Raw genomic sequence first — 24,862 nt, 5'->3', positions numbered from 1 at the left:
CTTAGCTCTCTTCCCAGCGTTTGCGCAACGTCCTGATCCGGGCATCACCGCGCAGCGCACGCCGATCCGGTCCGCAGAGCGCGACCGAGCCTGCAGGCAGACCAAAGACTTCCTCGATGGCAGCCCGAATGCTGCTGACCTTCGCATCCGAACGTGCGGCCCTATAGCGCGCCGCCCTGCGTTCGGCAGCGACCACGATCTGGTCTGCATCCTGCTCATCCTCCGGTTCCTCGACCTCCCAGTCCTCGTCCTCTTCGTCTTCCTCGAGAGGTTGCGGATTATCTTCGGCCTCTTCGGCCTCTTCGGTCAGGTCGGCCAGGCTCTGGCCATTGGAATACCACGTATCGGCGTCCTCCTGCTCCCATACCAATCCACCTTCGACATGGAACGCTCGCAAGGCGGAGGCAGACGACACGTAATCGCTGAACCGTGACTTCACCGCCGGCAACCGCTCGAAGCCAGCGCCCAAGGCCAGCAGAACCTTCCTGGGGCCCGCAACCAGCAGGAACTCAGACAAGCCCGGCTCACGGAAATTGATGCTGGCAGAAGCGTACAGATAGATGGTGGCGCGAAGTGAGGCATCCTGTTCGGCCAACCGAGTCAGTACCTGCATCACGGTGTGGTGGATACTGAAGCCCGCACTCTCGATGGAGTCCGAGTTGACCTCGACAGTGGGCAATGGCGACCCGCTGTTGACGAAAGCGAGCTCCGACACCGATTTCCTGATCATTGCATTCGTTCCTTGAACGGTTCGTGGGTGGGGCTCGTGTTTTGCTGCGATGTTAGCCGTGCTTTCGCACACCCTCCTATTGGGTATGGAGAGGTCGCGCTCGATAGTGGCAATTAAATGGAAAATTGAGTAGATGATGACGGTATAGCGCGGTGGCGGCAAGCCCTTAAAGTGCATGCCCATGCCGGGCCTAATCCTGGAACAGCATTAACGTGAAACGGGCTTGGCGTCAGTTTGCAATGGCTTCCTCTGGCCGGATAGCGACGGTCTAGTTTCGGCCGTCGCAGGGAACGGTTACACCTCAGTCTTTTCCGCCATCTCCAAGGCATCATCGACCTCGATCCCAAGATATCTGACAGTGCTTTCAAGCTTCGTGTGACCAAGTAGAAGCTGGACTGCACGCAGGTTCTTTGTCCGGCGGTAGATCAGCGGTACCTTGGTGCGTCGGAGCGTGTGAGTGCCGTACATCGCAGGGTCCAGACCAATGGAGATCACCCAGGCTTTGACAATGCGTGCGTATTGACGAGTGGATAGATGGTCGGAGCTGTGCAGTCTGCTTGGAAACAGGAAATCCTCATGACACATGCTCGCCATGGGTTATGTCCCGTACTCGCAGCTTGGTTAGGTCACAGGCACGCAGCTTGCTGTCGATTGCCAAGTCGAAGAGGGCAAGATCCCGTGTTTTCTCGGCGAGTTGGAGCCGTACCCGAATGGCCCAGATATCTCTGAGGCGGAATGGGGCCTTCTGCCCAACAAGCTTTCCCTTGTTCCACGGTTGATGACCAACGGTTGCAGTGATTCTCATGGCTTGCCCTCCTCTGTAGGGAAAGACAAGGGTGGATCAGATCAGTGCATGAGGCACTAACGACCCAAAGCTGCAGATCATTGCCGGCAGAAACCGGCCAAGAGCTAGCGGTGGGCACAGTGATAGGTAACGACTTGCGTCGCTTGACCTGTTGCCTAAGCTTATCGAGCAGCCAAGGCTAATCATTGGGCCATCACCAGCTCAATGCTCGATAAAATAAAAATGGGGGCAGGAAATCAATGGAATATTTCAGAGAGCCAAGCAACAAAATACAGGCTGGCTTTGCACTGAACGCGGGGAAACTATTGAATCAGTACCGCACTCTTACTACCAACCTTCAGCCCATGGAAAATTATGATTCAACACTGACGATCTGTGTTCTTCAGTCACTTCTGGCTAACTGTGCAGAACTATTGGATGCAATGAGCTCAAGTCAGAAAAAAATCTGGTCTGAGAATGTACATGAAGTTCCTCGTCGGCGGGGTATCACGAGCTCCTTCATAGTTGACAATACATTTCCGACCGAGGTGACCTACGCCGACTTCGTCAAGCACCTTAGAAATGCATTGAGTCATCCCACATCGACTGAAAAGACGCCAAATCATCCCGCAACCGGCTACACAACTTTGCCTGACGACTCAGGCGTCATTTCTCGATTTCGTTTTACTGATTCGCCTTGGGTTGATCGAGGTAGGATTCACAGTAGGTATTCGTCATCGGATTTGAAAAAGATGGAAACTATTATCAGCAGTTTTCAGGGAAAGCATGGTGATATTGGTCTTGAGATCAAAAAAAAGCAACAGACTGGAAAATACGAGATATTTCGCAATAACAAAATATATCTTCCAGTCTTCATTGCTGAGCTTTCGCTCGCTTCGCTAACGGAGCTGGCAATCGAGTTGGCTAACCACCTTGCCCAACCTGTCATAGAAGGCTGGAATGGAATCTCCATACAACGTCTCGTAGGGTAGTCCAATGGGGACAGATTTTTATCCACTATATGCTTCGTAGACAGAGTCGAACGTCAGCTTATGGCCGATCGCTGCCGGTCCCCACCGGCAGCTGACGACCCACAGCGGAAGTTCGGCCGACCAAAACCTATGACGGCTTTGCAACGGTTGCTGCTTATCGCCGTCAATAGCGCAGCTCTCGTTTCGGAGCTCGTGGCAGTAAGCGAAGCGGGACTGGTGAGGATTGGGAGTCGTTGACCCTCACAGATCGACATCACGCAGCGCTTGCAGCTGCTCAGCACTCGGTTTGTGGCGCTCGGTCACCGTTCCCGCGATCTTCACTGCTCCAGCGTCCATGGTGTAGACGGTGGTGTGATAAACGCTGCCACCGAAGCCGCGGGAGATGCCGAAGCCCTGGCCCGCATACACATTCTTCTCGCCAGCGAGGACCCAGACCGGCTCGAGGTCAGCCTTCGCGAGCATGCTTAGGAAGTAGTCGCGCGAGACTACTGCAGCACCGGAGCCGCGCTCTTTCAAGGAAGGGTCCTGCCACCTGAGTACCCCCTGGGCATCGGTGTACTCGGGGGTTCTCCCGTCGCGCAGGCGCAAACCGAGTAGCCTCATCAGACCCGAGGTGGGCATGTGGAGACTGAACGTGTCATCAATCGAGTTGTCGTTGTCGTTGCCCCCTGCATGCAGCGCGGCCACTATGCCTGAATAGGGCGTATCGATGCCTTCGCCGGAGTTTTTTTCGAGTTCTATCTCCTTGGTGCCGCGCCATCCATGCTCGCCCAAGAAGCACTCTAAGCGCTCGTACTCCCCGTATCGACTCACATCGCCGCGATGCCTCTTAAGAAGCTCTCGCGCCAGCTGCGCACCGGTGCCCAGCTTAGTGACCAGACAGGTGATGCGCGACCAAGCGTCCGCGTGATTGCGCCGCTCTAGACCGGGAACTTTCCAGTGGCGGAAGCCGTAAGTCGTGAGCCACTTTTGGCCATCGGGACTGCACAAGTCGATTTGTCCCACGTCGTTACAACGACCGTCCTCGGAGCTCAACCAAGCCAGTAGAACCTCCGTGTCTCCGAAGGGAAGCTGCGGAGATAACGGTGTCCACCAGGTGACCGGTGTCGAATCCCAACCGGACTCGAGACTGTTCTGTAAAAGAAGAGACGGATCCAGGTCTCTCTTCATGTCCCGCCCCTTAGGCCCGTACTCAAAGGCTCTCAATAAGCCTTCGTCCCCATATGAGCAGATGGTTAGGTTGTCGACCAAGCGCGTGATAACTTCGGATAATGCGATATATTGATACTTCTTTCCGATGCGCTCTATCCTGTGCTTGCCCATCCGGTCATGGGAGATGCTGCCGCCATGTTCGAACTTATCGAAAAGCTCCTCGCGCCAGCCGAGATTGTGGGCGCGCTCGCAAATCCATCGCCTTAGTGGGGCGTGGTCAACCTCCGACGGGGGCCTATCGTCGCTATTCATTCGAGTCGCTTCTAGCATGTGCTGTTCGGCAAAGCTCGTGTACTCCGCGAGCAGCCCTGAGTCGAGTGAAGCCTTGAAAGCTTCATTCGCCTTCTCGAATGAACCCCGCAGCTGTTGCGTCTCTTCCTCGTCCCTGCCCCAACCGCGGAAAGGTCTCTGGCGATAGTCTGTGGATGCTCTGAAGAGCGCGACATAGAACTCAAGTTGCTTTGGATCAGCCTTCTCTAGGAACACCTGCAGCCAGTTTTCAAAGAGTTCCAGAGTACTCTTTCCCGCTAGAGCGCGCGGCATGTCAACAATCCCGTGCATCCATGCACTAAGGGTGTAGTTGCCAAAGTCTCCATGCTGATCCGTCGACGAACAAATGGAATCTCCGTATCCCTTCCCACGGTACTTTTCTAGATCCTCAGAAGTGATGACCTCAAGCGGCCACGCTGAAGTGAACTTGGCTTCGCACGCATCGAGGTCAACCTCGGATGGAAGCTGTCCGACGTTCTGTGCATAGAGAAGGATGCCGAGTGCGAAATCTCGGGCAAGTAGGTTCAGTGGCGGCTGCCGGCCGTCCGCGAAGTGGCTTGCCCACACTGCGGAGGCTAGAGCCTTGCAGCCGCTTCGGTCCGTGTCTTGCATCGCGGCGCCGTAGCAAGCCGCCAGCAGGCGTTCCACGATGTATGCGTCGTTGACGTTGGCGAACTTGCGAATCAAGTCCGCGCCGTCACACAGATTGTTGGACAGCAAGTTGACTAAGGCCTTGGTTGCTCGGTCGCGCACGGCGCGATTGCTCGTCGACAGGCACCACGTCAGTGTAAGCACACCAAGCCTTCGCCGTTCCTTGTCAACCTCATCAGCGACCACATGCCACGCCCAGTCGATGAGCGACTCGACTGCTCCGCCATCACTCAAATCGTCTTCGGCTAGGAAGACGGACCATGTGGCGTCCCGCTGCGGCATTGGCAGTTGCCAGAGTTTGTCGTGAAGCCAATCGGCGTTGTACGGGTTGGCAGGCTCGGTGCTCACGAGTAGCAGCAAGCCGTACGGCGACTGACCCGTGCTATCGCAGAGCTTCTTCACCCAATCCGCGGTCCGACTCGTGAAGGCCTGCGGAGCGCGCCAGGCTAAGGACGTCCTGAACGCATCGCAATAGGTATCGCTCTCAAAGGCGTCGTCAGACAGCACATCGAACAGCTCAAGGCCGAACTGCTCCGGTATCTGCACGGCAAGGGCTTCGACCAGACCGGCAAACTGCCAAGATTCGAACAGCGAGAAGTAGCTTGCTAGTGGTTCCTTCTTAAACGAACCTTGAATGTCGCTTCGGTCGACCTGTTCAAGGAGGCGCTTAGCCCGCAGGTGGTCGGAAAGCCGCTCGAACGTGAATCGAATGATTTCTTGCGAAGTTCCCTCGTGCCATTCGACATCCTGGGTCAAGACGCCTTCCGAGAGGAAAGCCGTGAAGAGGCTCTTCTCGGTAAGGCCGCCCGACGGGTGTATGCCCTCTAGCAACTCGAAGGATGACTCTACAGTGAGCGCGCCGGTATCGCCTTGCTCGGCGCAGGCTTGGAGGAATGCATTCAGCGCCTTGCGAGGAATGTTGAGCTGCGGAACTAGTTTGAGGTCGCTCTCAACCTTTCGCGCGACGGCGTCCAGGTAGAAGTCGAATATTGTGCTCAGGCCATCCAAGCCCTTTGGAAGTTGCTTGAGATTCTCGGCGTCGAGGTACGTGCAGCAGGTTCGCAGGAATAGTGGGTTTTCGAATTCGCGCGCCAGGTTTGGAGAGCTCGGCCGAGCGATGCCGCGGCGGTCGAGGTATGCCTTGGCCGCGGCCCCGGACCGGCCTGAGAAGCCAGGGTGCTCGGTCCGCTCTAGGCCCTTCAACGGAAGGAGATGGACGTAGGTCTTGCGCACGGTCAGAGCGAGTGCGACGCGTGGGAACTTTCGTACGAGTGCTACAAAGCCCTGAAGGCGTGTTTCCCACAGCGCGATGCCGTGCCTTTCATTCAGCGCATCCACCGCAATCACAGCGCGGCAGCCGGCGGCTTCTGCTGCAGCGTCCAGTGCTCCAAGGAACTCGTCGGTCGTGACCTGCGACAGGTCTAGTAGGCCGCGAATCTGCTGCCACGGGTCCCCCTCCGTCAGACTGTTCGTGAGCACGAGGATGAATGGCCGCTTGCGCTCCAGTTGCCCCTCGCCAAAGTCGGCCAGGAGGTGCGACTTCCCGATGCCAGCCGGCCCCGAAATCAACAACTCGTGCTTGTTGATGAGCCGCCACGCTCCGGATGCCAGTTCGCGGCTCACGCGCTGTACTGCCGAGTAAAGGTCAAACAGATCCTTTCGGGCGATGTGTATGTCCCTCTCTGGTTCCTTCGTTGCCAGCTCGGTCAAGGCTTCAACGATAGCGGAGAGTGCAGTAGCGCAGAAGGCGGTCCAGGGCTCAACAGCGACCAGTTCCTCTGGCAACGCAGGCGGCTCTGCAAGGCTTCGCTGAAGCGGTGCGCAAGCCTCACGAAGTCGCTCCGCAATCTGCTGCAGGCCTTCTCGCGCCAGGCTTGCAGCCGCACCGTCCAGGTTATACGTAACCTTGGCCGCCCATTCGTGTGGTGCCAGTAACATCTCAGGAGCGCGCGAAATGGACTGCAGCTGCTGCTGGATGGGCAGGTCAACGTGGCTCTCTGGGCTGTACCGTTCACCAAGGTTGGAACGAACGATGTCGAACTTCTCTCGGAACCATGCTGAGCTGAAGCGGACGGCGTCGAACCAGTAGCAAGCACGTCCGGAGTACATGGGGTTGTCGCGACTGAGTCGCTCTTCAATGCTCGACGCGCTCCAAAGATCGATGGTCAGCTCTCGCCTGTCAGCTGCCGCAGCTGCGACACTTTCGGTCCGCCACTTCTCAAAGCGCTGGACCTCGCTGTCCTTCTTTCCAGACCGATTGTCCCTCAGGTCGATGGGCAGGCAGACCACAAACCTACGCAACTGAGGGTGCGCTGCGAGGGCTCGGTTGAGGGAGTCATTCAAGTTCGAAACTTGGCCGCTCTCGAAGCCATTGATGAAGTACTTCGCTTGCCAGCCTACTTCATGCCCATCAGGATAGGTCCTGTAGCACTCCAGGCCCTGGTCAGCGCCAGACCCTTTCCGGAGGAAGCTACTCCCCTCTGCTGGGTCCTCGAGGGCTGCCAGTTGGCAGCAGAGCTCTTCGAAGCCGCCCATCTGCGTGCCGCGGTGATTACGGATACGTGTGAAGTCCAATTTCTGCCCCAACTTGACCTCCTTTAATGGCCAACCTGCTCGTCGGGTGAAATTTGGCCTTGAACCACTTTACGGGACCGAATTCTAACCGTTCAAGGGCTCTCGCCTGGTGGAGTGGGATGCTGGCGTGCACGAATCGACAGTCCCATTCGTTCGTGCTCAGTGATTGCTCTGAAGGCGGGCTGCTAAAAGGCGAGAGTGAATGACTGTAGCCACCTGAAGCGGTCAGTCAGGGCAATCCTCTGACTGGCTGCTCTTTGGCCGATTTCGGCCCGTCGCCACTGTCCGCTTTGGGGCGTCTGCACCCCCTCCACTCGACTAACCCACTACGCTCCGAAAACTCGCCCGGTAGTCCGTCGGTTTCAGATGCACGTGCTGGGCAAGGTCACCCGACAGGGTGAACAGGCGCGGTCCGTCCCTGAATTGAAACACCCGGTAGAGATGAAACTGCTCCTCAGCTTCCTGGGAGAACATCAGCTCGTTGTGACTGACCAGAAATGACGAGCCCAGGCCTCCATTGGTGGTCTTCACCTCGATGAAGCGATGCCGGGTGTCGTCATCAAACGAGAGGATGTCGAAACCGGCACCATCTCCTTGCGTGTCTGCCACCCAATCCAGCCGCTGGAACAGTTCCGGATGACCTAGTGCGGTGAGGCGCTGCTGCTCGTAACCAATCACCCACTGCTCCCCTGCCCGCCCGAGCTTACGATTGGCTTCATCACGGGCGGCATAGTCGAACTTGCGCGGCAGGCGTTGCCGGACGGGCGCAGGGCCGCGCACGAGCGCTTCGCGTTTTGGGGCCTCAACCAATGCCGCCAGGTAGGTTTTCTCGCCGGGGAGCTTCACCTCCTCCAGGGCATCGACGATGGTGCCTAAACGTTGCGGGTGCTTCAGGACATACGCTTGTACGGATTTACGCAGCAACAGCTGGCTGTTGCCTCGTGGCTTGTAGCCGTTGATATAGGGCAGCCCCAGGGCATCAAGTACCGCACTGATGTTCTGATGTTTGAGCTCAACCGACGACTTGCTGCGACCGTTCAGCACGCGGCGCAGTGCTTGGTTGTGCTCGGACTTGTTATACGGCTCCCCGGCTGCCTCGGCACGCAGCATGTCGAAGTAATCACGCACCGTGGCCTCTACCTCGACCTCCGACCAGTCTTCTCCGATGCGAATAATGCGGAACCCGAGGTTGGTTAATGCAGGCACCACCGTGGCCTCGCCGCCCGAGAAACTGTCTGCGGTCAGCGGACCTTGCTCGGGGAACTGCTTGCCGAAGGCAACGCCTGCGATAGCTTTGGAATCGCAATCGGTACCGGTTTTCGGATCGCGCACCAGAAAGTCACGAGACTTGCCGAACCCATAGCGCGCCAGAAACTTCGTGCGGCCAAGTTGCACGAACTCATCGATGGCGGCCTGTACGGCGGCGGGGCTTCGGAGCTGGGAAAGCTGAGACACAGGTTCCTTCCTTTCTTTCTCATTATGGTGCGTGGAGCAGTGCCCAGGCCCTAAAAACTATAAATAAAGGCCAACAGGAGTTCACACTCCCTGCTATTCACGCCTTGAAGATAAAACACCCACAACCCTTGGTATCACCAGTTCCCACTGCTCACATTTGTGCCAGGCCCGGTACTGCTCTTCGCACCGTTCGCTGCGGCGTACCAAGATGGCCGCCACCTCACAGTGCTCGACGTCTAGTTCTAGCCTGAAGGACTTGGCCGTGCGGCCAACCACCTGGCCCTTGGCATCCAGCATCAAATAACGGTCGTCCTGCGCCTTAAGCGTGAGCGAGTCGCCGGGTTCGAGGCAATCCAGCGCTTTGTGAATAGCCGCGTGGGCCGGCTGACGTCCGGCGAAGTCCAGATCGATGTCAGCGAGCGACAGCTGCAGGTATCGCATGTCGAGCGCCGGCAAAGTCTCGCCGTGAAACGCTCGCCCCATGACCTCCTCAGTCAGATACCGGCTGAAAGCGTTGCAGCCGGGGAATTCACACAGGGTCAGGGTCTGCTCAGCGCGCGTCATGCCTACGTAGTAAAGCCGGCGCTCATCGCTCAGCGTGTCGGGCTGGGTGGACCAGCCGCCATCGAGCAACACTACATGGCGGAACTCCAGGCCTTTTGCTGAGTGCACCGTGCCTAGGTAAAACCCCTGCTTCGGTTGTTGACGCAGCTCACGTGCGTAGTCGTACAGCCAGTCGATCAGTGTGTATGCACTCAACGGGCACTGGCCGAACTCCGCTGTGAGCTGATCAAAGGCCGTGACGAAGAAACCGTACCAGTCGGCGGCGAGATGCCTGTCGCCAAGGCGCGCCCATGCATCGGCCGCGCTCAGCGGTTCTGCGATATCGCGCAGCCCTTCCATGGCCTGTACGAAGCCGCGCTGGGCCGTCAATGGCAAAGCGCTGTCCTTGTCCGCGCCCAGGTAGTACGGCACCCCGTGCGCCTCACACCAGGCTTGAACCGGCAGGAGGTATTGATGAGTGCGGGCCAACACAGCGCAGCCTTGCCAATCCTCAGTATCAAGGCCAAGCAGGCGTTGCAGCTCGGCCATCGCCGCCTGCGCCTGCAGGTTCGCCCGCGCGTGGTCTTCGGCCTCGATCTTCAGACGCAGCACCCGCCCTGCTCGCTCGGGGTCGAGGGTTTGCCATTCGCCGCCCCTAGGCCACTCACGGCGGGCCGTATCGATCTGAATAGGATGATCCTGCTTCAAGCGGCCGGGGTTGCGACCGATCACGCTGTTGGCCGCCTCGATGATGCGAGCACTGGAACGGTAGTTATCGACGAGGAAGCTCGTCGCCGCCGAGTAGTCCTCCCGAAAGCGCTCGATGTAGCGGTTGTTGGTATCGCGCCATGCGTAGATATTCTGGTCATCATCGCCGACCGCCAGGATGCAGAGGCGCCCCTCCTCTTCTGCTTTGCGACCGGCCAGTGCGCTAACCAGGCGGTACTGCAGATTATCGATATCCTGATACTCATCGACCAGAATATAGCGGTAGCCGCGCATCAGCTGCTCACGCAGGTCATCCTCGCCTTCGACCTGGCGCTTCCCTTCGAGTAGTTCGACGGCCTCACTCATCACTTGGGCGAGCCGCCCCTCCTCGACCGTCTCGCCGCGATCGAAGCGGGTGCCGGTCAGGCGCATGGCCATTCGGTGATAGGTCATGACGTTGACCCCGAACGCATCGGGGCCCACCAGCTTCAGCAGACGCTGCTTGATTTCATTGGCCGCGTGACGGTTGAAGGTCAGCGCCACGATGCAACGCGCGGGCACCCGCCTGACGCGCAACAGGTACGCGATGCGGTGCACGATCACGCGTGTCTTGCCAGAACCGGGGCCAGCCAGAACCAGTCGGTTCACGTCGTCATCGTCAGAGACGATGATCCTCTGGGCCGCGCTGAGCTTCTCGACAATGCTGCGCCAGGACTCTTCGCTCGTGGCGAGCTTCAGTACTTCCTCACGCCCGGCGAAGTAGCGGCGAATGAACTCCTGTTTCGCCAGGGTGAAATAGTGCTTCACCAGATCCTGTGCCTCACGCATCGAGCCGAGCGCGACTTCGGCGTACTCGCGCATGACATGCACCTGAATGCGTTTCTCGCGGTAGTGCTCATCGAGGCGTTGATAATCGTCTTTGAGGTATCCGGTGCGTTTTTCCGGCTCGACTTCGATGGTCATGGCACGGCGCATGACTGTCATGCCGTGGTTGAGGGTCAGTACGTCCTGTTTATGCAGGTAAAGCAGCACGTGTTCGATTGCGCGGCGCCGTTGCGGTGGCTCGATACGGGCGCGAAGCTCCAAGTCCTGGTCGATCAAGTCCATGAGCTCACCGAACGTGGTGTCGACCAAAAGGTCTTTGCTGCGCGAACCCGGCGGTAGCTTTCCGATCAGAAACGGCAGCACTGCCGCCGCCAGGGCACGGCGACGCTCACCCAAACCTTGGATGCCCCGCCAGTTATAACCGCCTCGAATGCGCAGCTTGAGGAAGTCCTGGCTGATCTGGCGTAGATCGAAGCTGCTGCGCAGTTGCGTCTCACTGTCATGGTCCTGGGCCAGACTGCGCAACAGACGTAGCACGTGAAGCGGAATCAGATCCTTGTTGCCGGTGGCGGTCTTGAGCGTAGCCGTCAACAGGGGCACGTTCACATCCTGCCACTCCCCGCCTTCGGCCTCGGGGGCCATCTCCTGCAACAGATCGAACAGCGCCGACTCCAGCTCCAGGGTGGCTTGCAAGCGTTGGGTGGACGGGGAAACGACCCCATGACGGACGTAGAGCGTGAGCTTGGAGTCGTTAACCAATAGGCCTAGATCTTCCATCTGCCGCAGTGTTGCGCTCACCTCTTCGGAGGTGAGGCTGGCCAGGGCCATCAGGGCATCGGTATTGATACGCTCGTCGGCGCTCGCATCGTACAGGTAGCTCAGAATGGCCTTGAACTCTTCCAGCCGGCGCGCCGGCAGCTTGGCCGTGGCCAGGCGCTTGTCGGCCTCCTCCTTGGAGAGCCTCAGACTCGCCGGAAAGATCTGGGTCTGATTTTCCTCACGCCGCAGGAACTGCCCGCGTTCGAGCCAGGCCACAGCCGTGACCACCTTGGTTTCAGCGTCGCGCTCACCGGCCTCGAAACTGGTCTCGACCTGTTCGTCCATCAACACTTCGCCGGCGGTGATGACGACCTTGCCGCCCTTGCGCCGCTCGCTCTCCTTGCGCAGTTTGCGCAGGATCTGCTGAATGTCGCGCAAGGTCAGCTTCGAACCCTCGCACATTCCGAACTGGTTCTCGATGTCCTGAGCGTCGTATAACAGGACGCAGCGGGCCTCGGCCTGATCGCGGCCCGCACGACCGGCCTCCTGCAGGTAGTTTTCCAGTGACCCCGGAATGTCAGCGTGCACGACCAGACGAATGTCAGACTTGTCCACGCCCATGCCAAAGGCATTGGTGGCCACGATGATCTTGAGTGCCCCGCCCTTGAATGCGTCCTGAATGTCCTTCTTCTCGTGCGGCTCAAGCCCGGCATGAAAGTACTTGCAGGCCCAGCCGTGACCGATCAGAAAGTCCGCCAGCTCCTCGGCACCCTTGCGGCTGGAGACAAAGACCACCGCCCCCCCTTCGTGACGACCTAGTTCGTCCTCGAGCAGCGCCTGGGTGTGGTGACGCTTCTCCGCACGGGTACACGGCAGCACCTCGAAATGCAGGTTGGTGCGCTCATGGGTACCGATGAAGCGCTCGAAGCTGATGCCGAGCTGTTCTTTGAAGTGCTGCTCGATGTCTTCCAATACATCAGGCTTGGCTGTGGCCGTGAAACAACCGATGGCAGCCAATTCACCGTCACCGGTGAACTGCTTGATGAAGCGCGAAACGTAGAGGTAGTCCGGGCGAAAGTCCGCGCCCCATTTGGACAGGCAGTGCGCTTCGTCGAAGATCCAGGCCCCGACCTGCCGCTGGGCAATCGCACGACGAAAGGCCTTGTTGCGAAACTGCTCGGGCGAGACCAGCAAGATCCCAACATCCCCCAGCTGAATCTTTTCCAGCACCTCGGCCCGCTCGGGCATGGTCAGCAGACCATTCAAAGTAGCGGCGCACTGGACGTTGCGCACCAGCAGGCCATCGACTTGGTCCTTCATCAGCGACTGCAACGGCGAGATGATGATCGTAAGGCTGCCGTTACGGTGAAAGCGGTTCAGCGCCGGGAGCTGGTAGCACAGCGACTTGCCACCCCCGGTCGCCAGAATGGCCAGCACGTGCTTGCCCTGCATGCCGGCCAGCACCACATCGTGCTGCAAGGGGCGACCGTCTGGCTCGCTACGAAAGTCCTCGATGGGCGCGAAATAGCGCCGGAGCTCGTGGCGTGGATCGTGGGTGGTGCGACAGTAACCACAGCTGTCCTGACCGCAAGGGATGTCGCGCAGCTCGCCAATCAGCCGCCCTACTTCTGGAAACTGGTGACGGACCCAGGGCGCCAGAACCGAGTTACCGCCCGAGACGCGTAGCCAGGCCAGCGCATAGGCCAGGGGCCAATGCAGGGACTCGTCCATGAGGTCCGTCTCCAGCAGCTCTTGCAGACGGGTGCTACAAACCTTGAGCGTGCGGGTCAGGGTTGGATCGCTTTCTTGGAGGAGTTCGGGAATCAGGCTGCGCAGTTCGGTGAGGCGCTTGGGGGCTTGGCCGGTGATCGACGCGAAGAGCGCGCCCAGGTCGCTCTTGAGTGTTGGTGCGAGCAGCGTCTGGTAGCAGAGAAGCTCGTTTTGTTGGGTGACGTTGAGCTCAGCAAATGCCTGCCGCTGGTCGTTGAACAGGGTTAGGGTGGAGCGGCAGTCCGACAGCGGCGAGTTGAGGCTGTCGCGGATGAGTTTGTAATCCTTGACCAGGCGGTGATACGGGTTTTGCGGAAAGGCCAGGGGCGACAGCCGGAGGGTATCGATTACGGGCAACTGGTGCAGCGCCAGCTGTGGCGCCTGCTGCTGGAGAATTGGCAGGTCATGCTCGATGACGTTGTGGCCGAGCACGAAGCAGGCGCCCTGCCCCAGGTTGTCCAGGGACTGGAGGACGTCGGGCAGGTTCCTGTCGACCTTGCGCTCCAACTCCTCCCCCGTATCGGGACGCAGGGCACCGACCATAAAGATCCAGTCGGGCTGACCGGCTTTGCCGGGTACGACTTCCAGATCAACGATCAGGCCTTTGGGGTGAGACGGTGAAGCCATCCGGACAGCGATCCTTGCAACAGACTACGTGGCTATCGCACTGTAGCGGCAATAGTCCGGTGTGGGTAGGTGCGCGGGTTCGCAGCGGGGTGTGGTTGAGGGGATTCCGACAGGTGTTTCGGTGTCGCTGAAAGCATGTGGCAGGAAAGCTCGCTGGGCTGAAATGACTTCCTTTGATCCATTCTAAAAATTCTCAGTCATACATCACGGACATGACATCCCTCTCACGGAGATCTACGTCATGTCATTGCAGTGTCCTCTCTGCAGTTCTCCCAAGATCGCCTCGCTGCGTACAGCCATGAAGATCGGTGCCGCAGTGGGCGCCGCCGGAGGCGCAGCTCGTGGTGCTAGCGTGGCCTTGACCGGCAGTCAGGTCGGTGCCGCCGTAGCCGTTGGCCTTGCAGCCGGCCCGATTGGCATCACGCTCGGCACCGTCGCCGGAGCCATCCTCGGTGGCCTGGCCGGCGGTGCCGGTGGCTGCGCACTCGGCGCTCAGCTGGGCGAGAAGTTGGATCGCCATGTGCTGTCCAACAACCTCTGCTTGGACTGCGGGCATCGTTTCAATCTGCCGGTCTGATCGGCCGTCCGCCGTTTCCTCACACTTTCCTTCATCTTCGTCCTTTTTCGGCAGTGGCTGCGCCTAGCGCAGCTGCTATGCCGTTTTGCATCCCAAGGAGTCATCACCATGGTCCATCTCATCGAACAAATGGCCTATGTCGGCCAAGCCCCCTGGCACGGTCTCGGCAGCGAACTTCCACCTCATCAACCGCTGGAAGTCTGGCAGCGTGAAGCCGGTATGGACTGGCAGATCCTCGACAGCCCTGTCCGCTTCATGGCCGATACCCAGGGGCACCTCGGCACCATCCATGCCTTCCCCGAACAGAAGGTGCTGTATCGCTCGGATACCAAGGCCCCGCTATCGGTAGTGTCCAACCGCTACCAGATCGTCCAGCCGCGCGATGTGCTGGAGTTCTACCGCGACCTCACCGATGTCTCCGGCTACGAGTTGGAAACGGCGGGCGTACTCAAGGGCGGCCGCAAGTTCTGGGCGCTGGCCCGCACTGGGCAGGGCTCAGCACTCAAGGGCAACGATCAGGTCAACGGCTATCTGCTGCTGGCCACGTCCTGCGACGGCACCCTGGCCACCACGGCAACCCCGACCACGATCCGGGTGGTCTGCAACAACACCCTGAGCATCGCCCTCGACGGCGCTCCGAAAGCCATCAAGGTGCCGCACAACACCCACTTCGACGCCAAGGCGGTGAAGCGGCAGCTGGGCATCGCAGTGTCCGGTTGGGACGAGTTCATGTACCGGATGAAGCATCTGGCCGAGCGCAAGATCCGTCCGCACGAGGCGAAGAACTTCTTCCTCGACGTGCTCTGCGATATCCAGCCCAACAGTGCCGTGCCGGAAGCGCTGCCCAACGAGCGGGCGCTCAAGAGGGTCGAGAGCCTGTATGGCGGTGCAGGCCGCGGAGCCCATCTGGAATCCGCTCAGGGTACGGCCTGGGGGCTGCTCAATGCGGTCACCGAGTACGTCGACCACGAGCGGCGGGCGCGCAGCAACGAGTACCGCATGGACTCGGCCTGGTTCGGCCAGGGCGCCCAGCTCAAGCAGAAGGCCCTGGATACCGCACTGCGGCTGGTGGCCTGAGCTTTTACCTCACCCCCTTTCACATCCCTTGCGTGAGCGCCCGGTCAGCTTCGGTTGGCCGGGCGTTCTTGCGTCTGGAGGAATGCACCATGGAACAGATCCAATCCCGCACTACCCCGAGCAAGCCACGGCCGGCACTACGCCTGGTCAAGACTAAGGCCATGCCCCGCGATGAGTGGCTGGCCGTGCGCAAGCGTGGCATCGGCAGCTCGGATGCCGCGGCGGCCGTGGGGCTCAACCCCTACAAGTCGCAGCTGGAGCTGTGGATGGAGAAGACCGGCCGGGATGCTGCACTACCCAAGGCCGACGCTCAGGATGAGGAAAGCCCGCTCTACTGGGGCAACATCCTCGAACCGATAGTCGCGGCGCACTACACCAAGCGCAGCGGCAACCGGGTGCGCCGGGTGAATGCCGTCCTGCAGCACCCGTCTGCCGAGTTCAGCTGGATGCTGGCCAATATCGACCGCGAGGTCATCGGCGCGGATGACGTACAGATCCTCGAATGCAAGACCGCCGGCATAAACGGGGCACGCCTCTGGAAGGAGGGCGTGCCCGAGTACGTGCAGCTGCAGGTGATGCACCAGCTGGCGGTGACCGGCAAGCAGGCGGCCGATGTGGCGGTGCTGATCGCCGGTCAGCATGTCGAGATCCATCGTATCGAGCGCGATGACTTCCTCATCGGGCGCCTGATGCGTCTGGAGCAGCAGTTCTGGCACTACGTCGTCACCGACACGCCGCCACCGGCTGACGGCAGTGCCTCGGCGGAGCTCGCGCTGCGCACGCTGTTCCCGCAGGACAACGGCGAGACACGGGATTTCAGCCAGGACACGTCGCTCTCGGCGGCTTTTGCCGAGCTGCAGGCGGTGCGCGAGATCCTGAGCACCCACGAGAAGCGCGAGGCACAACTCAAGCAGACCATCCAGCAGGCCATGGGCGACGCCACCAAGGCCATCTTCGAGACCGGCAACGTGACCTGGAAGAAGGCCAGGGACAGCGAGAGCGTCGACCTCAAGCGACTGCTGCAGGATCACCCCGAGCTGCAGGCCCAGTACACCGTCATCAAGCCCGGCAGCCGGCGCTTCCTACTCGCCTGAACAACCCGCCCCAACCACTCAACGAGCCACCCCGGCCCCTCGCGGCCTGGGTGGTTTTTCTGTTTTCAGCTCAAGGAGAACCCCCATGCTCAAGGGCCTGGCAATCACTCCGCCGGTACTCGGGCGGATTTCCATCGGCAAGGTCGTCGAGAAGAACGGCAAGCGCCTGCCGGAGAAGGACGACCAGTTCACCATCACTTCCCAGGTGCAGGTCCGCGACGGCTGGCTGCTGCACCCCTTCGACGAAGCGCTGCGCAAGGAACAGGGCGGCAAGATCCGCAGCATCCCGATCCGCCTGCTGTTCAACGAGCCGGATCTGAACTTCCGCGCTGACTACAGCCTGTTCGATCGCAACACAGGAAGGCCGCAGTGCGTCGGCAATGGCGAGACCTGCCGCCGCCAGACCAGCGAGGGCCTGCAATCACTGCCGTGCCCCTCGCCGGATGCCTGCCCGCTAGCCAAGGGCAACGCCTGCAAACCCTACGGGCGGCTCAACGTGGCCATCGGCGATGACGATCCGCTCGGCAGCTTCGTGTTCCGCACCACCGGCTTCAACAGCATCCGCACCCTGGCGGCACGCCTGCAGTACCTGCAGGCGATCTCCGGCAACCGGCTGGCCTGCCTGCCGCTGGAGCTGCGCCTGCGCGGCAAGTCCACCCGACAAAGCCACGGTACACCGATCTTCTACGTCGACATCACGGTGCGCAGTGGCCTGATGCTGGAAGAGGTGCTGGAGCAGGCCCGCCAGCTCAATGAAGCCCGCCGCAACGCCGGCTTCGACCAGGCCGCGCTGGATCAGGCCGCCCGGCAAGGCTTCGCCAACGGCGCCTTCGAGGACAGCGAGGAAGACACCGGCGCCATCGTCGAGGAGTTCTTTCCGGCGACCGAGGAGGAATCTGGTCGGCAGGAAGTCTCTACCGCATCCACTCCCGCAAGCGTTGCCGCACCCCGCAAGTCCGGCCTGGCCGAACGTCTGGAGGCTAGGATGCAGCCCCCGTCCTTTTCAGCCGAAGCGCACTGACCCACAGAATCGATTCGAGGAACCCCAGCATGAAATTCCACAAGCTCAGAGCCGGTGAAGTGCCCGGCACCTACGTCATGGAATCGCCGGTCACCGAGGCCGACATCCTGCACATGGCCCAGCAACTGGCTCGCAAACGGCTGGCCAAGGGCCGTCCGCTATCTGATCCGCAGAGCGTGTTCGCTCACCTGAAAACCCTGCTGCAGGACTACCCCCACGAGGTGTTCGCCCTACTACTGCTCGACACTCGCCACCGTGTGATCGGCTTCCATGAACTGTTTCGCGGCACCCTGGACTCGGCCAGCGTGTATCCTCGAGAAGTGGTCAAGCTAGCCCTGGAGCACAACGCGGCAGCCGTGATCCTGGTGCACAACCATCCTTCGGGCGATCCAGAGCCGAGCAACGCCGACCGCCATCTGACCCACAAGCTCAAGGAGGCGCTGAATCTGGTGAGCGTCCGCATCCTCGATCACATCGTGGTCGGCAAGGAGGGCTGTGTTTCGATGGTGGAGTTGGGCTACATGTAGCTGCGATACGACTGTGAGGACTGCGCCATGGCAATACTGCGTCTCCTGGCGTCGCTGTGCGTCTTCGTCGGCATCCTGGCAGGCTGTATAGCCACCTTGCTGCTGGTGGTCATACTGCTGCGCTTTCCGCTCTTACTGATTGCAGTGCTGCTTGCCTGCTGGATCTTCAGCCGGTTGCGCCAAATTGCAGACAAACCATCTGAATGAACAGCATAGAGGTCAGTGTGAGCAGCTTAACGGTTGCTCACACTGACCCTGCTTGTTTTTTCTTTTGTTGCTTCTGGTGACCTCAATCCGATATCCATATCGGCCCAGCGATGGATAAGCCCTCCAGGAATGCTGAGGAGAGGACAAGACTGGCTTTCCGCCGCACCCCGCACAGATACCTCAGCTGATTGAGCAGCTTATGTAGGTTGGCCAGTCTCCACTTGGCTGCATATGTGCAAATAAAAGCTTGCCGAGCATCTGCATAGCCTGCTCATGGGGAGCAGCATTGAAGTCGAAGCCCATCTGATCCCTATGCGGCATACGGCAGCGCCAGTAGCCCATGCCCTGATCCAGCAGAATCTTGCTGGTCTTGCCTGATGACCAGTCAACCGTGATGACCCTGCAGTGCAGCAGATCGCGGGGGCTGCTCATGACCATGATGTCCGGAGCAAGATCAAACTGGCCTCTAAGCCAGAGTTCAAGTACCGCCTCCTGATCGTTCACTCGCATCCAGTCATGCGTCAGCTGGAAGCTCGCCTGATGGCCACCAGGAGCCAGGGTCTGAACGGACAGCGACTTAAGCTGTTCACCTCGAAAGAGCTCAAGGAAGCTGCTCAACAACATCAGCGACCAAGGCGACTTCAGGTAGCGATCCGAGTAGCTAATGGAGACAGCCTGATCATTGGCGATCAGAGAAGCCAACTCCGGCAGCTTGGCATCAACCAGCGCAGCGATGCGTTTTTTTAGTGTGCTGACAGGGCCATCGAGCTGCGAGGAGACCTCAACGATACGAGCCCCCTGCGGATGCTGGTGCCAACTGCTGCAGTCAATAAGGTTGACTGCAACCGCAGGCATCAGTTTGCTGGTGGCCCAGACTACATCGGCATGGCTGTGCAACCAGTCGGCTCCAGGTGCTCCAGCACAGCTTTTGCTGCTGTACAGACTGCGGACACCTGCCTGGGAAGCTATCTGGGCAACCAGATGGGGGGCTTGGTACACCCTGGCTTGCAGCTCGACCAGCTCAATGCCCAGATGGGCAAGCAGCGCCAGAGTTGCTTTCTGCTCGGGACTCAGCTGGGCAGAACCAGTCAGACCAAGGCGAACCTTGAGGCGCTCGGCAATTGCCCAGGTCAGCAGCTGGTCTCGGAAGCGCGGATGGTCAAGGTCCCAGTCTGCACAATCCCCCTGGAGGCAGAGCAGAATTGCTGCCGTTTGATCACTACGATCCAGTGAGTTGATGGCCACACTCAGCTCACGCAACGGGCCTACCGAGCAATAGCATGCACCATGCAGCTCAGCGAATACCTCCGGCAGTCCCAGATGCTCAACCAGCCGGGACTCGCTCAGCCACTGCAGTGCGAGCTTGCGATCCAGTTCTTCACGTTCGACACGGCTGTCCTGGCTGGCTAGGCAGTGCGAGCACACGTTCTCGCAGTTGACCGGGCAATGCAGTCGCTCCTGAGCCTTGGTCAGCAGAAGTGCAATATCCTTCAGTCCAGCAAAGACGAAACCAGCCCCCCCGCTGACCTGATCAAACAACTGGATGACCGTTCGCCCCTGCCGGGTTTCCCGGTCCCGATCCAGACGATAGCCGAAGCCCATTTCACTGCTGGCGATACCCAACTGATCTGCGATCACATCGCGCAGGGCAGCACCCAGCGTTGTAGCAATCAGGCGACCCTCTGGCTGCCCTTCGGAGGAGTCTGGCAGCCAGTCACCCGTAAGCGGGTTCCGGAGGAAGATCTCCAGCACATCGGTGCGGATCTGGTAGCCCAGATGCAGATTGCCCATGACGGTTTCGCCGTGGCAATCGGGCTCTGGCTTGCTGTCCTTGCCCTTGCGACGCTCCCCTCCCAGCGGGAAATGCAACGTGCCAGGCTGCAGGCCTTTAGGGATGTCACCAGAGGGCAGCATCGACTCCGCACGCCCACACTTCATGCAGATGGCATAGCCGGTTTCATGCTCGCCCGATGAATGATGGAAAACGCTGCCATCATGACCAAAGCGCACGAAGCCGCAACGCTGATCAGGCAGCGCAATGCTTTCACCATTCAGCTGAATGCGCGGTCGCTGGACGCGGATGTACTTCTGCGAGGTAACGTCATTGGTGGTGGCCTCATAAAAGTCGGTCACAAAGCCACCCGGACGCAGCACCACACGCCGCTCGCTGGCTGGAATGGGTGTCGTGCAATGCGAGCAGCATAAACCATCGCTATTGGCATAGGCATGCTCGATCACTCCCGTGTTGCCGCATTCCGGGCAGCGCCAGGCAATATCGAACTTCTGCACCTCGTTGACCTGCCCATCGGCATGCCACTGCAGGCTGACACCGGCCGAGCGGTAGACGCGGCCATCAATCACCACCTGCCCCCCCGGGGCATACTCCCGAATGGCAATATTCAGGCTGCGTGATGGCATTTCCTTGTTGTCAAAGATGCTGTCTTCGCGACTCACCTTGTCGTTTCGCTTCTTGTGCAGAAAGTCCTCGACGTTATACGTCTTCAGGCTCACCACATCGGTAGGGAAACCGTAACCTGGGAGGAATGCCGACGATGCCAGATAGCGCAACAGGTATTCGTTTTCATGGCGCTGCTTCTCCAGCTCCAGGGCCTTCTTGTATGGCCCGTCGCTGGCGGCCTGCAGTTTCTGGTTGATATTGCGAAACTCAGCCAGCCAGCGCTCCTCAAGGTCAGACAATGCTTGTCGGGTTTCGCCGGTGATCGAACTGAGCGAGCGCCCCTCCAGGCAGGTGCCACGCACAAGTTGCCTCACTGCAGCACCAAACTCCTCAGGACTTGCCATGAGCCAGGCCAGGAACTGTTGACAGGGCGCATCCTCTGTAGCGAAGAACCAGTGCAGGGTCAGTTTGGTACGGTCGCCATCATTGTTGCTGTGCATACGCAGGAACAGCGCAAGCAACAGCGAATGGACATGCCGTTGCACGATCCGTGCAGAGCTGAGAGTGATGCTCGGCGCTGGAATGGCGGTCACGAACGGCCATTGGGGATTGGCAAAGGCACGCTGGTTATGCGGGTCGGCCTTGCACAGCGTATAGGCGATGGCACGCGCTTCGCTGCGTCGGCCGGCGCGACCAGCGCGCTGCAGATAGTTGGCTGGATGTGGCGGCAGATTGTTCATCACTACAGCCGAAATACCGCCGATATCGACACCCATTTCCATGGTGGTAGAACAGTTCAGCACGTTGATATCACCGCGCTTGAACTCCTCGACATAGCCTTCCAGCCGTTGTGCCGACTGCTGGGCCGAGTGCTCGGCAGTCCGGTAATAGAAGCCGCCCTCGACCGTGCGATCACTGATATCCGTCCACAGGCTCTCCTGGCGTAACTGGGCGATGACCGGGTCTTTCGCCACAAGCTGGCGGATCTGTGTCTGCCTGGGTAGCGGAGAGCCATCCGGCCTCAGGGCACTGAGATCCGGCAGCTGGATCCTCTGGCAGCGGTAATCTTGGTTCAGCAGCTTCTGCGGCAGATAGGGTGTCAGGCCCCGGAAGGTGGTATCGAAAATACGCCGGGTCAACGGGCAGACCCAGCCTTCGACAGGCAACGAGAAGGTAAGGGTTTCCAGGCGCAGACGGTGGCCGGTATCAGAGAGCTCCAGAATGCCCACATTGACCAGCGCCAGCCACGCGGCCTCCAGCCAGCTGTTGATCTTGTCGGCATCGGCATTCGCGGCACGATTAAGGCCAGTTGCCAGCATTAGCAGCTTGACCAGCCGGTGGGCAGTACCCTGCTTGATCTGCGGCCACCTTCTGATAGTGCTGCTTTCCTGCACGTCGCTTTGGGGTGAGTAAAGCGCCTTGGGACTGAAACGGCTGCCCATCCAGTGGCGCATCCGGTCTTCCATCGGGATGAAGGTGTTCTCCCGGACATAGAAGTCGAGTGCCACCTTGAGGAAGTCGCGCCAGTCATCCAGTGTCAGCATGCTTCTGGGCGCATTGGCATCGCCCAGTGCAGGCGTGGCACGGGTGTCGGTCCACAGCGGCGGAGCGGAGATCACTCTGTCCAGCCCCTGATAACCGACCCTGATCAGCCCCAGTGTCTCAGTGCTGTTCTGGTTCTTGGGCCGACGAGAAAACTCGCGGGCCAACAGCAGGCGCGCCATGGTCAGGCCACCCTCGCTGCCATCGAACAGCGCCGGATTGGCATAGCGGTTGTAGCGCAGGATGAACTGGTCGATATCCCTGGCGGCTGCAATTTCCTGGGCCATCTGCGACCAAGTAATGATTTCAGCCTGACTTGCAGGTGCTGCGCCGCTCTGTAAAAGTTCAGCCTTCTTGCGGAGTTCCGCAGCTGACGCTGCCATGCCCATTTTTTCCATGCTGTCTGCCATGGCCAATAGCTCAGCAGGATCACCCGTGGGGATATCCCTGGGAGCGGCATTGGCCTTGGCCTGCACATTGCGCAGTGTTGCAAAGACCAGCCCGCGCAACCGCGAGCGCTCTGCTTCCTGCTGCATCCTCACAGCCATGCGGGCGGTGCCCTGCCGGCTGTCGGTGAAGGTGATCAGCTTGCGGCCGCGCCCCGGTAGCTCCTCCGGTGAGCGCCCCTCGCAATCATCCTTGTCAGGATCGGGGCAGAACTCCAGAACAGTCGGCACTGCATTGGCAATGTAGAAGGGTGCACCAAGATAGGCCTTTCTCAGGAAGTCACTGGTACCTGATGACGAATGATCACAGTGGCTGCAGCAACAATTCTTTTCCTCGGTCAGCACGATGCTGATGTTGCGGGTAGCGCTTACTGCACCCAGCTTCTGGCTTTCCAGATCGAGGTTGATCGAGAAATAGGGCTCATGAGCGGCTGGTAATCCGGCAATGATCAGGCTCGCGCTCTGGACATGCGCCTTCAGCAGCTCGGCAGGCGCATCCTCGCCACCGCCTTCGTGATTGAGGGCAAACTCATCGCCGGCGTAAGGGCTGGGCTGGTGCAGCTCGCCACTGCGATCCTCTGCCAGCAGGTGCGGTGTCTTGCAGTCATCACAGAAGCCCAGCTCGTACACCGGCGCATGGCACTCACAGCGCGCCCGCTGAGATACATATACGTTACCGAACGGCCAGTCCTGCAGATGACCGGGCTTGGCACTGCATCGTGGATCGACACAGGCCCAGAGACCATGCAGCATGCGCTGGAACAGATGGATACGCAGCTTCAGGAACGGCGGCTGATCTTCAGCTGGATGCGTGCCGGTCATGATGTCGAGCCAGTCAAGTATCTCTCGCTGCCGTTCGAGGGAGCCGCTCCCCTGCAGCTGACCGGAAACTGCATCAATCAGCTCATTCAGGTCGAGAGGCTTGCCAGAGCTGACCACTGCGTGACGCAAACGCGTGGAAATGGCGCTATCGCACAGTGCTTGGAAGCGTGCTGAAGAGACAGCCTGTCCCGGCTCGATATCCCTGATGGCCTCCAGAGAGAGGTTGCCACCTGATGCCCCTGGCGCAAGATCGGGCCAGACACGCGAGCCGCCAATGACCACAACCTGATCGAGTGGGACACCTGCCATAGCAGCCAGATAGCACTTCAGGCGCTCTTGCGCATCAGCTCCGGCAATGGTGGCCGAGGTGGCAACAAAGCGGATCTGCTCAGATTGCCTGCCGAAGGCCTGTACCACCCTGCGCAGCAGCAAGGACATTTCAGCCGCCTGCGAGCCCACGTAGGTATGAGCCTCATCGAGAACGATCCAGCGCAGCGACTGCTGCTGCCTAGAAATCTCCAGGATTGGGCTATCGACCTGACGAACCAGCATGTACTCCAGCATGGTGGCGTTGGTCATCAGGATGGGGGCTGGCTCCTTGCGCAGCAGCTCCCGCGACAGGATCTGGTTGGGCTTCTGCTGCTGCTCCCGGCGGATACTGTCGGCGCGCTCTTCCGTCTTGCCGTTGTAAAGACAGAAACGGATGTTGCTGCCGTACCTGCGAGTCCAGGCGTCGAGGCGCTCCTGCTGGGAATTGATCAGGGCATTGAGCGGATAGAGAAACAGGGCACGAACCCCCACCAGGGCCGCCCCGGTCTGCGCCTGCTCGCGGATCAGATCCTCAAGGATCGGTACCATGAAGCACTCAGTCTTGCCTGAGCCGGTACCTGTAGTAATGACTGCCGAGCGCGGCTGCTTATCCAGCAGGGTGCGCCAAGCCTGCAGCTGATGGACATAGGGGTGTGCTGCTTTCTGGAATCGGTAGGCCGGCGCATTGGCCAGGGTATCGAGCAAACTGGGTGACAGCAGGCCCTCAGCCGACAGATCCTGCAGACGCAGCTCGTCTTCCTGCCAGCCAAAGGTGTGTTCAAACACTGGCGGAGCCAGGAAGCAGCCATCGGCTCCTAACTCGTTCACCATGCTCTGACTCAGATGCTGGCGCAGGCCCGGATGGCTGATGCCCAAAACACCCAGCGTTGCCTCGCGGGTTCGCTCAAGGCTTTGCTCGATCAGGCTCCTGAAAAAACGCAT

12 protein-coding genes and 1 pseudogene are annotated in these 24,862 nt (G+C 59.8%); 7 read left to right on the top strand and 6 right to left on the bottom strand.

The genetic code is table 11. The annotated features are described in order from the left end of the window. Position 1 precedes the first annotated feature (1 nt). Complete coding sequence (locus BMZ19_RS16130) at positions 2-913, bottom strand: hypothetical protein (protein WP_244517265.1); 912 nt, start codon at positions 911-913, stop codon at positions 2-4. 111 nt (positions 914-1,024) lie between these two features. Beyond that, positions 1,025-1,535 (bottom strand): annotated as a pseudogene (locus BMZ19_RS16125) (tyrosine-type recombinase/integrase). Between the two features lie 239 nt (positions 1,536-1,774). Between BMZ19_RS16125 and BMZ19_RS22260 the strand changes: the two are divergent. Continuing rightward, entirely contained in the window at positions 1,775-2,506 is a 732-nt protein-coding gene (locus tag BMZ19_RS22260; RefSeq protein ID WP_139214704.1) for a HEPN family nuclease, read from the top strand. A gap of 240 nt (positions 2,507-2,746) precedes the next feature. Here BMZ19_RS22260 and BMZ19_RS16120 read toward each other — a convergent pair whose 3' ends face one another. The 3 genes from BMZ19_RS16120 to BMZ19_RS16110 form a co-directional block, all read right to left on the bottom strand. Then, on the bottom strand, positions 2,747-7,225 hold the full coding sequence (locus tag BMZ19_RS16120; RefSeq protein WP_090312599.1) for an NACHT domain-containing protein: 4,479 nt from the start codon (positions 7,223-7,225) through the stop codon (positions 2,747-2,749). Between the two features lie 306 nt (positions 7,226-7,531). Continuing rightward, positions 7,532-8,668, bottom strand: coding sequence for a protein NO VEIN domain-containing protein (locus BMZ19_RS16115; protein WP_090312598.1), 1,137 nt, complete (start codon positions 8,666-8,668; stop codon positions 7,532-7,534). Positions 8,669-8,761: 93 nt separating this feature from the next. Next, complete coding sequence (locus BMZ19_RS16110) at positions 8,762-13,900, bottom strand: RecQ family ATP-dependent DNA helicase (protein ID WP_090312597.1); 5,139 nt, start codon at positions 13,898-13,900, stop codon at positions 8,762-8,764. Positions 13,901-14,198: 298 nt separating this feature from the next. Between BMZ19_RS16110 and BMZ19_RS16105 the strand changes: the two genes are divergently transcribed. From BMZ19_RS16105 to BMZ19_RS16080, 6 genes are all read left to right on the top strand, one after another. Beyond that, positions 14,199-14,477, top strand: a complete 279-nt coding sequence (locus BMZ19_RS16105; protein WP_170847793.1) for a hypothetical protein — start codon at positions 14,199-14,201, stop codon at positions 14,475-14,477. A 108-nt stretch (positions 14,478-14,585) separates the two neighbouring features. Then, positions 14,586-15,554, top strand: a complete 969-nt coding sequence (locus BMZ19_RS16100; RefSeq protein ID WP_090312595.1) for a DUF932 domain-containing protein — start codon at positions 14,586-14,588, stop codon at positions 15,552-15,554. An 89-nt stretch (positions 15,555-15,643) separates the two neighbouring features. Continuing rightward, positions 15,644-16,648 (top strand): YqaJ viral recombinase family nuclease, encoded by a 1,005-nt coding sequence (locus BMZ19_RS16095; RefSeq protein WP_090312594.1) that lies wholly within the window; start codon positions 15,644-15,646, stop codon positions 16,646-16,648. 85 nt (positions 16,649-16,733) lie between these two features. Further along, a complete protein-coding gene (locus BMZ19_RS16090) occupies positions 16,734-17,669 on the top strand; it encodes a recombination directionality factor (protein ID WP_090312593.1) in 936 nt (311 codons plus the stop codon). Positions 17,670-17,698: 29 nt separating this feature from the next. Beyond that, a complete protein-coding gene (gene radC, locus BMZ19_RS16085; RefSeq protein WP_090312592.1) occupies positions 17,699-18,196 on the top strand; it encodes a RadC family protein in 498 nt (165 codons plus the stop codon). Between the two features lie 27 nt (positions 18,197-18,223). Then, positions 18,224-18,403 carry a hypothetical protein gene (locus tag BMZ19_RS16080; RefSeq protein WP_090312591.1) on the top strand — a complete coding sequence of 60 codons (180 nt, stop codon included), beginning with the start codon at positions 18,224-18,226 and terminating at the stop codon, positions 18,401-18,403. Between the two features lie 180 nt (positions 18,404-18,583). On the opposite strand, the gene BMZ19_RS16075 is transcribed toward BMZ19_RS16080, so the two are convergent. Then, positions 18,584-24,862 carry a DEAD/DEAH box helicase gene (locus BMZ19_RS16075; protein ID WP_090312590.1) on the bottom strand — a complete coding sequence of 2,093 codons (6,279 nt, stop codon included), beginning with the start codon at positions 24,860-24,862 and terminating at the stop codon, positions 18,584-18,586.

The sequence above is a fragment of the Pseudomonas linyingensis genome (assembly GCF_900109175.1).
GTDB classification, from domain to species: Bacteria; Pseudomonadota; Gammaproteobacteria; order Pseudomonadales; family Pseudomonadaceae; genus Geopseudomonas; species Geopseudomonas linyingensis.
This window is presented reverse-complemented; position numbering and strand designations above follow the sequence as displayed.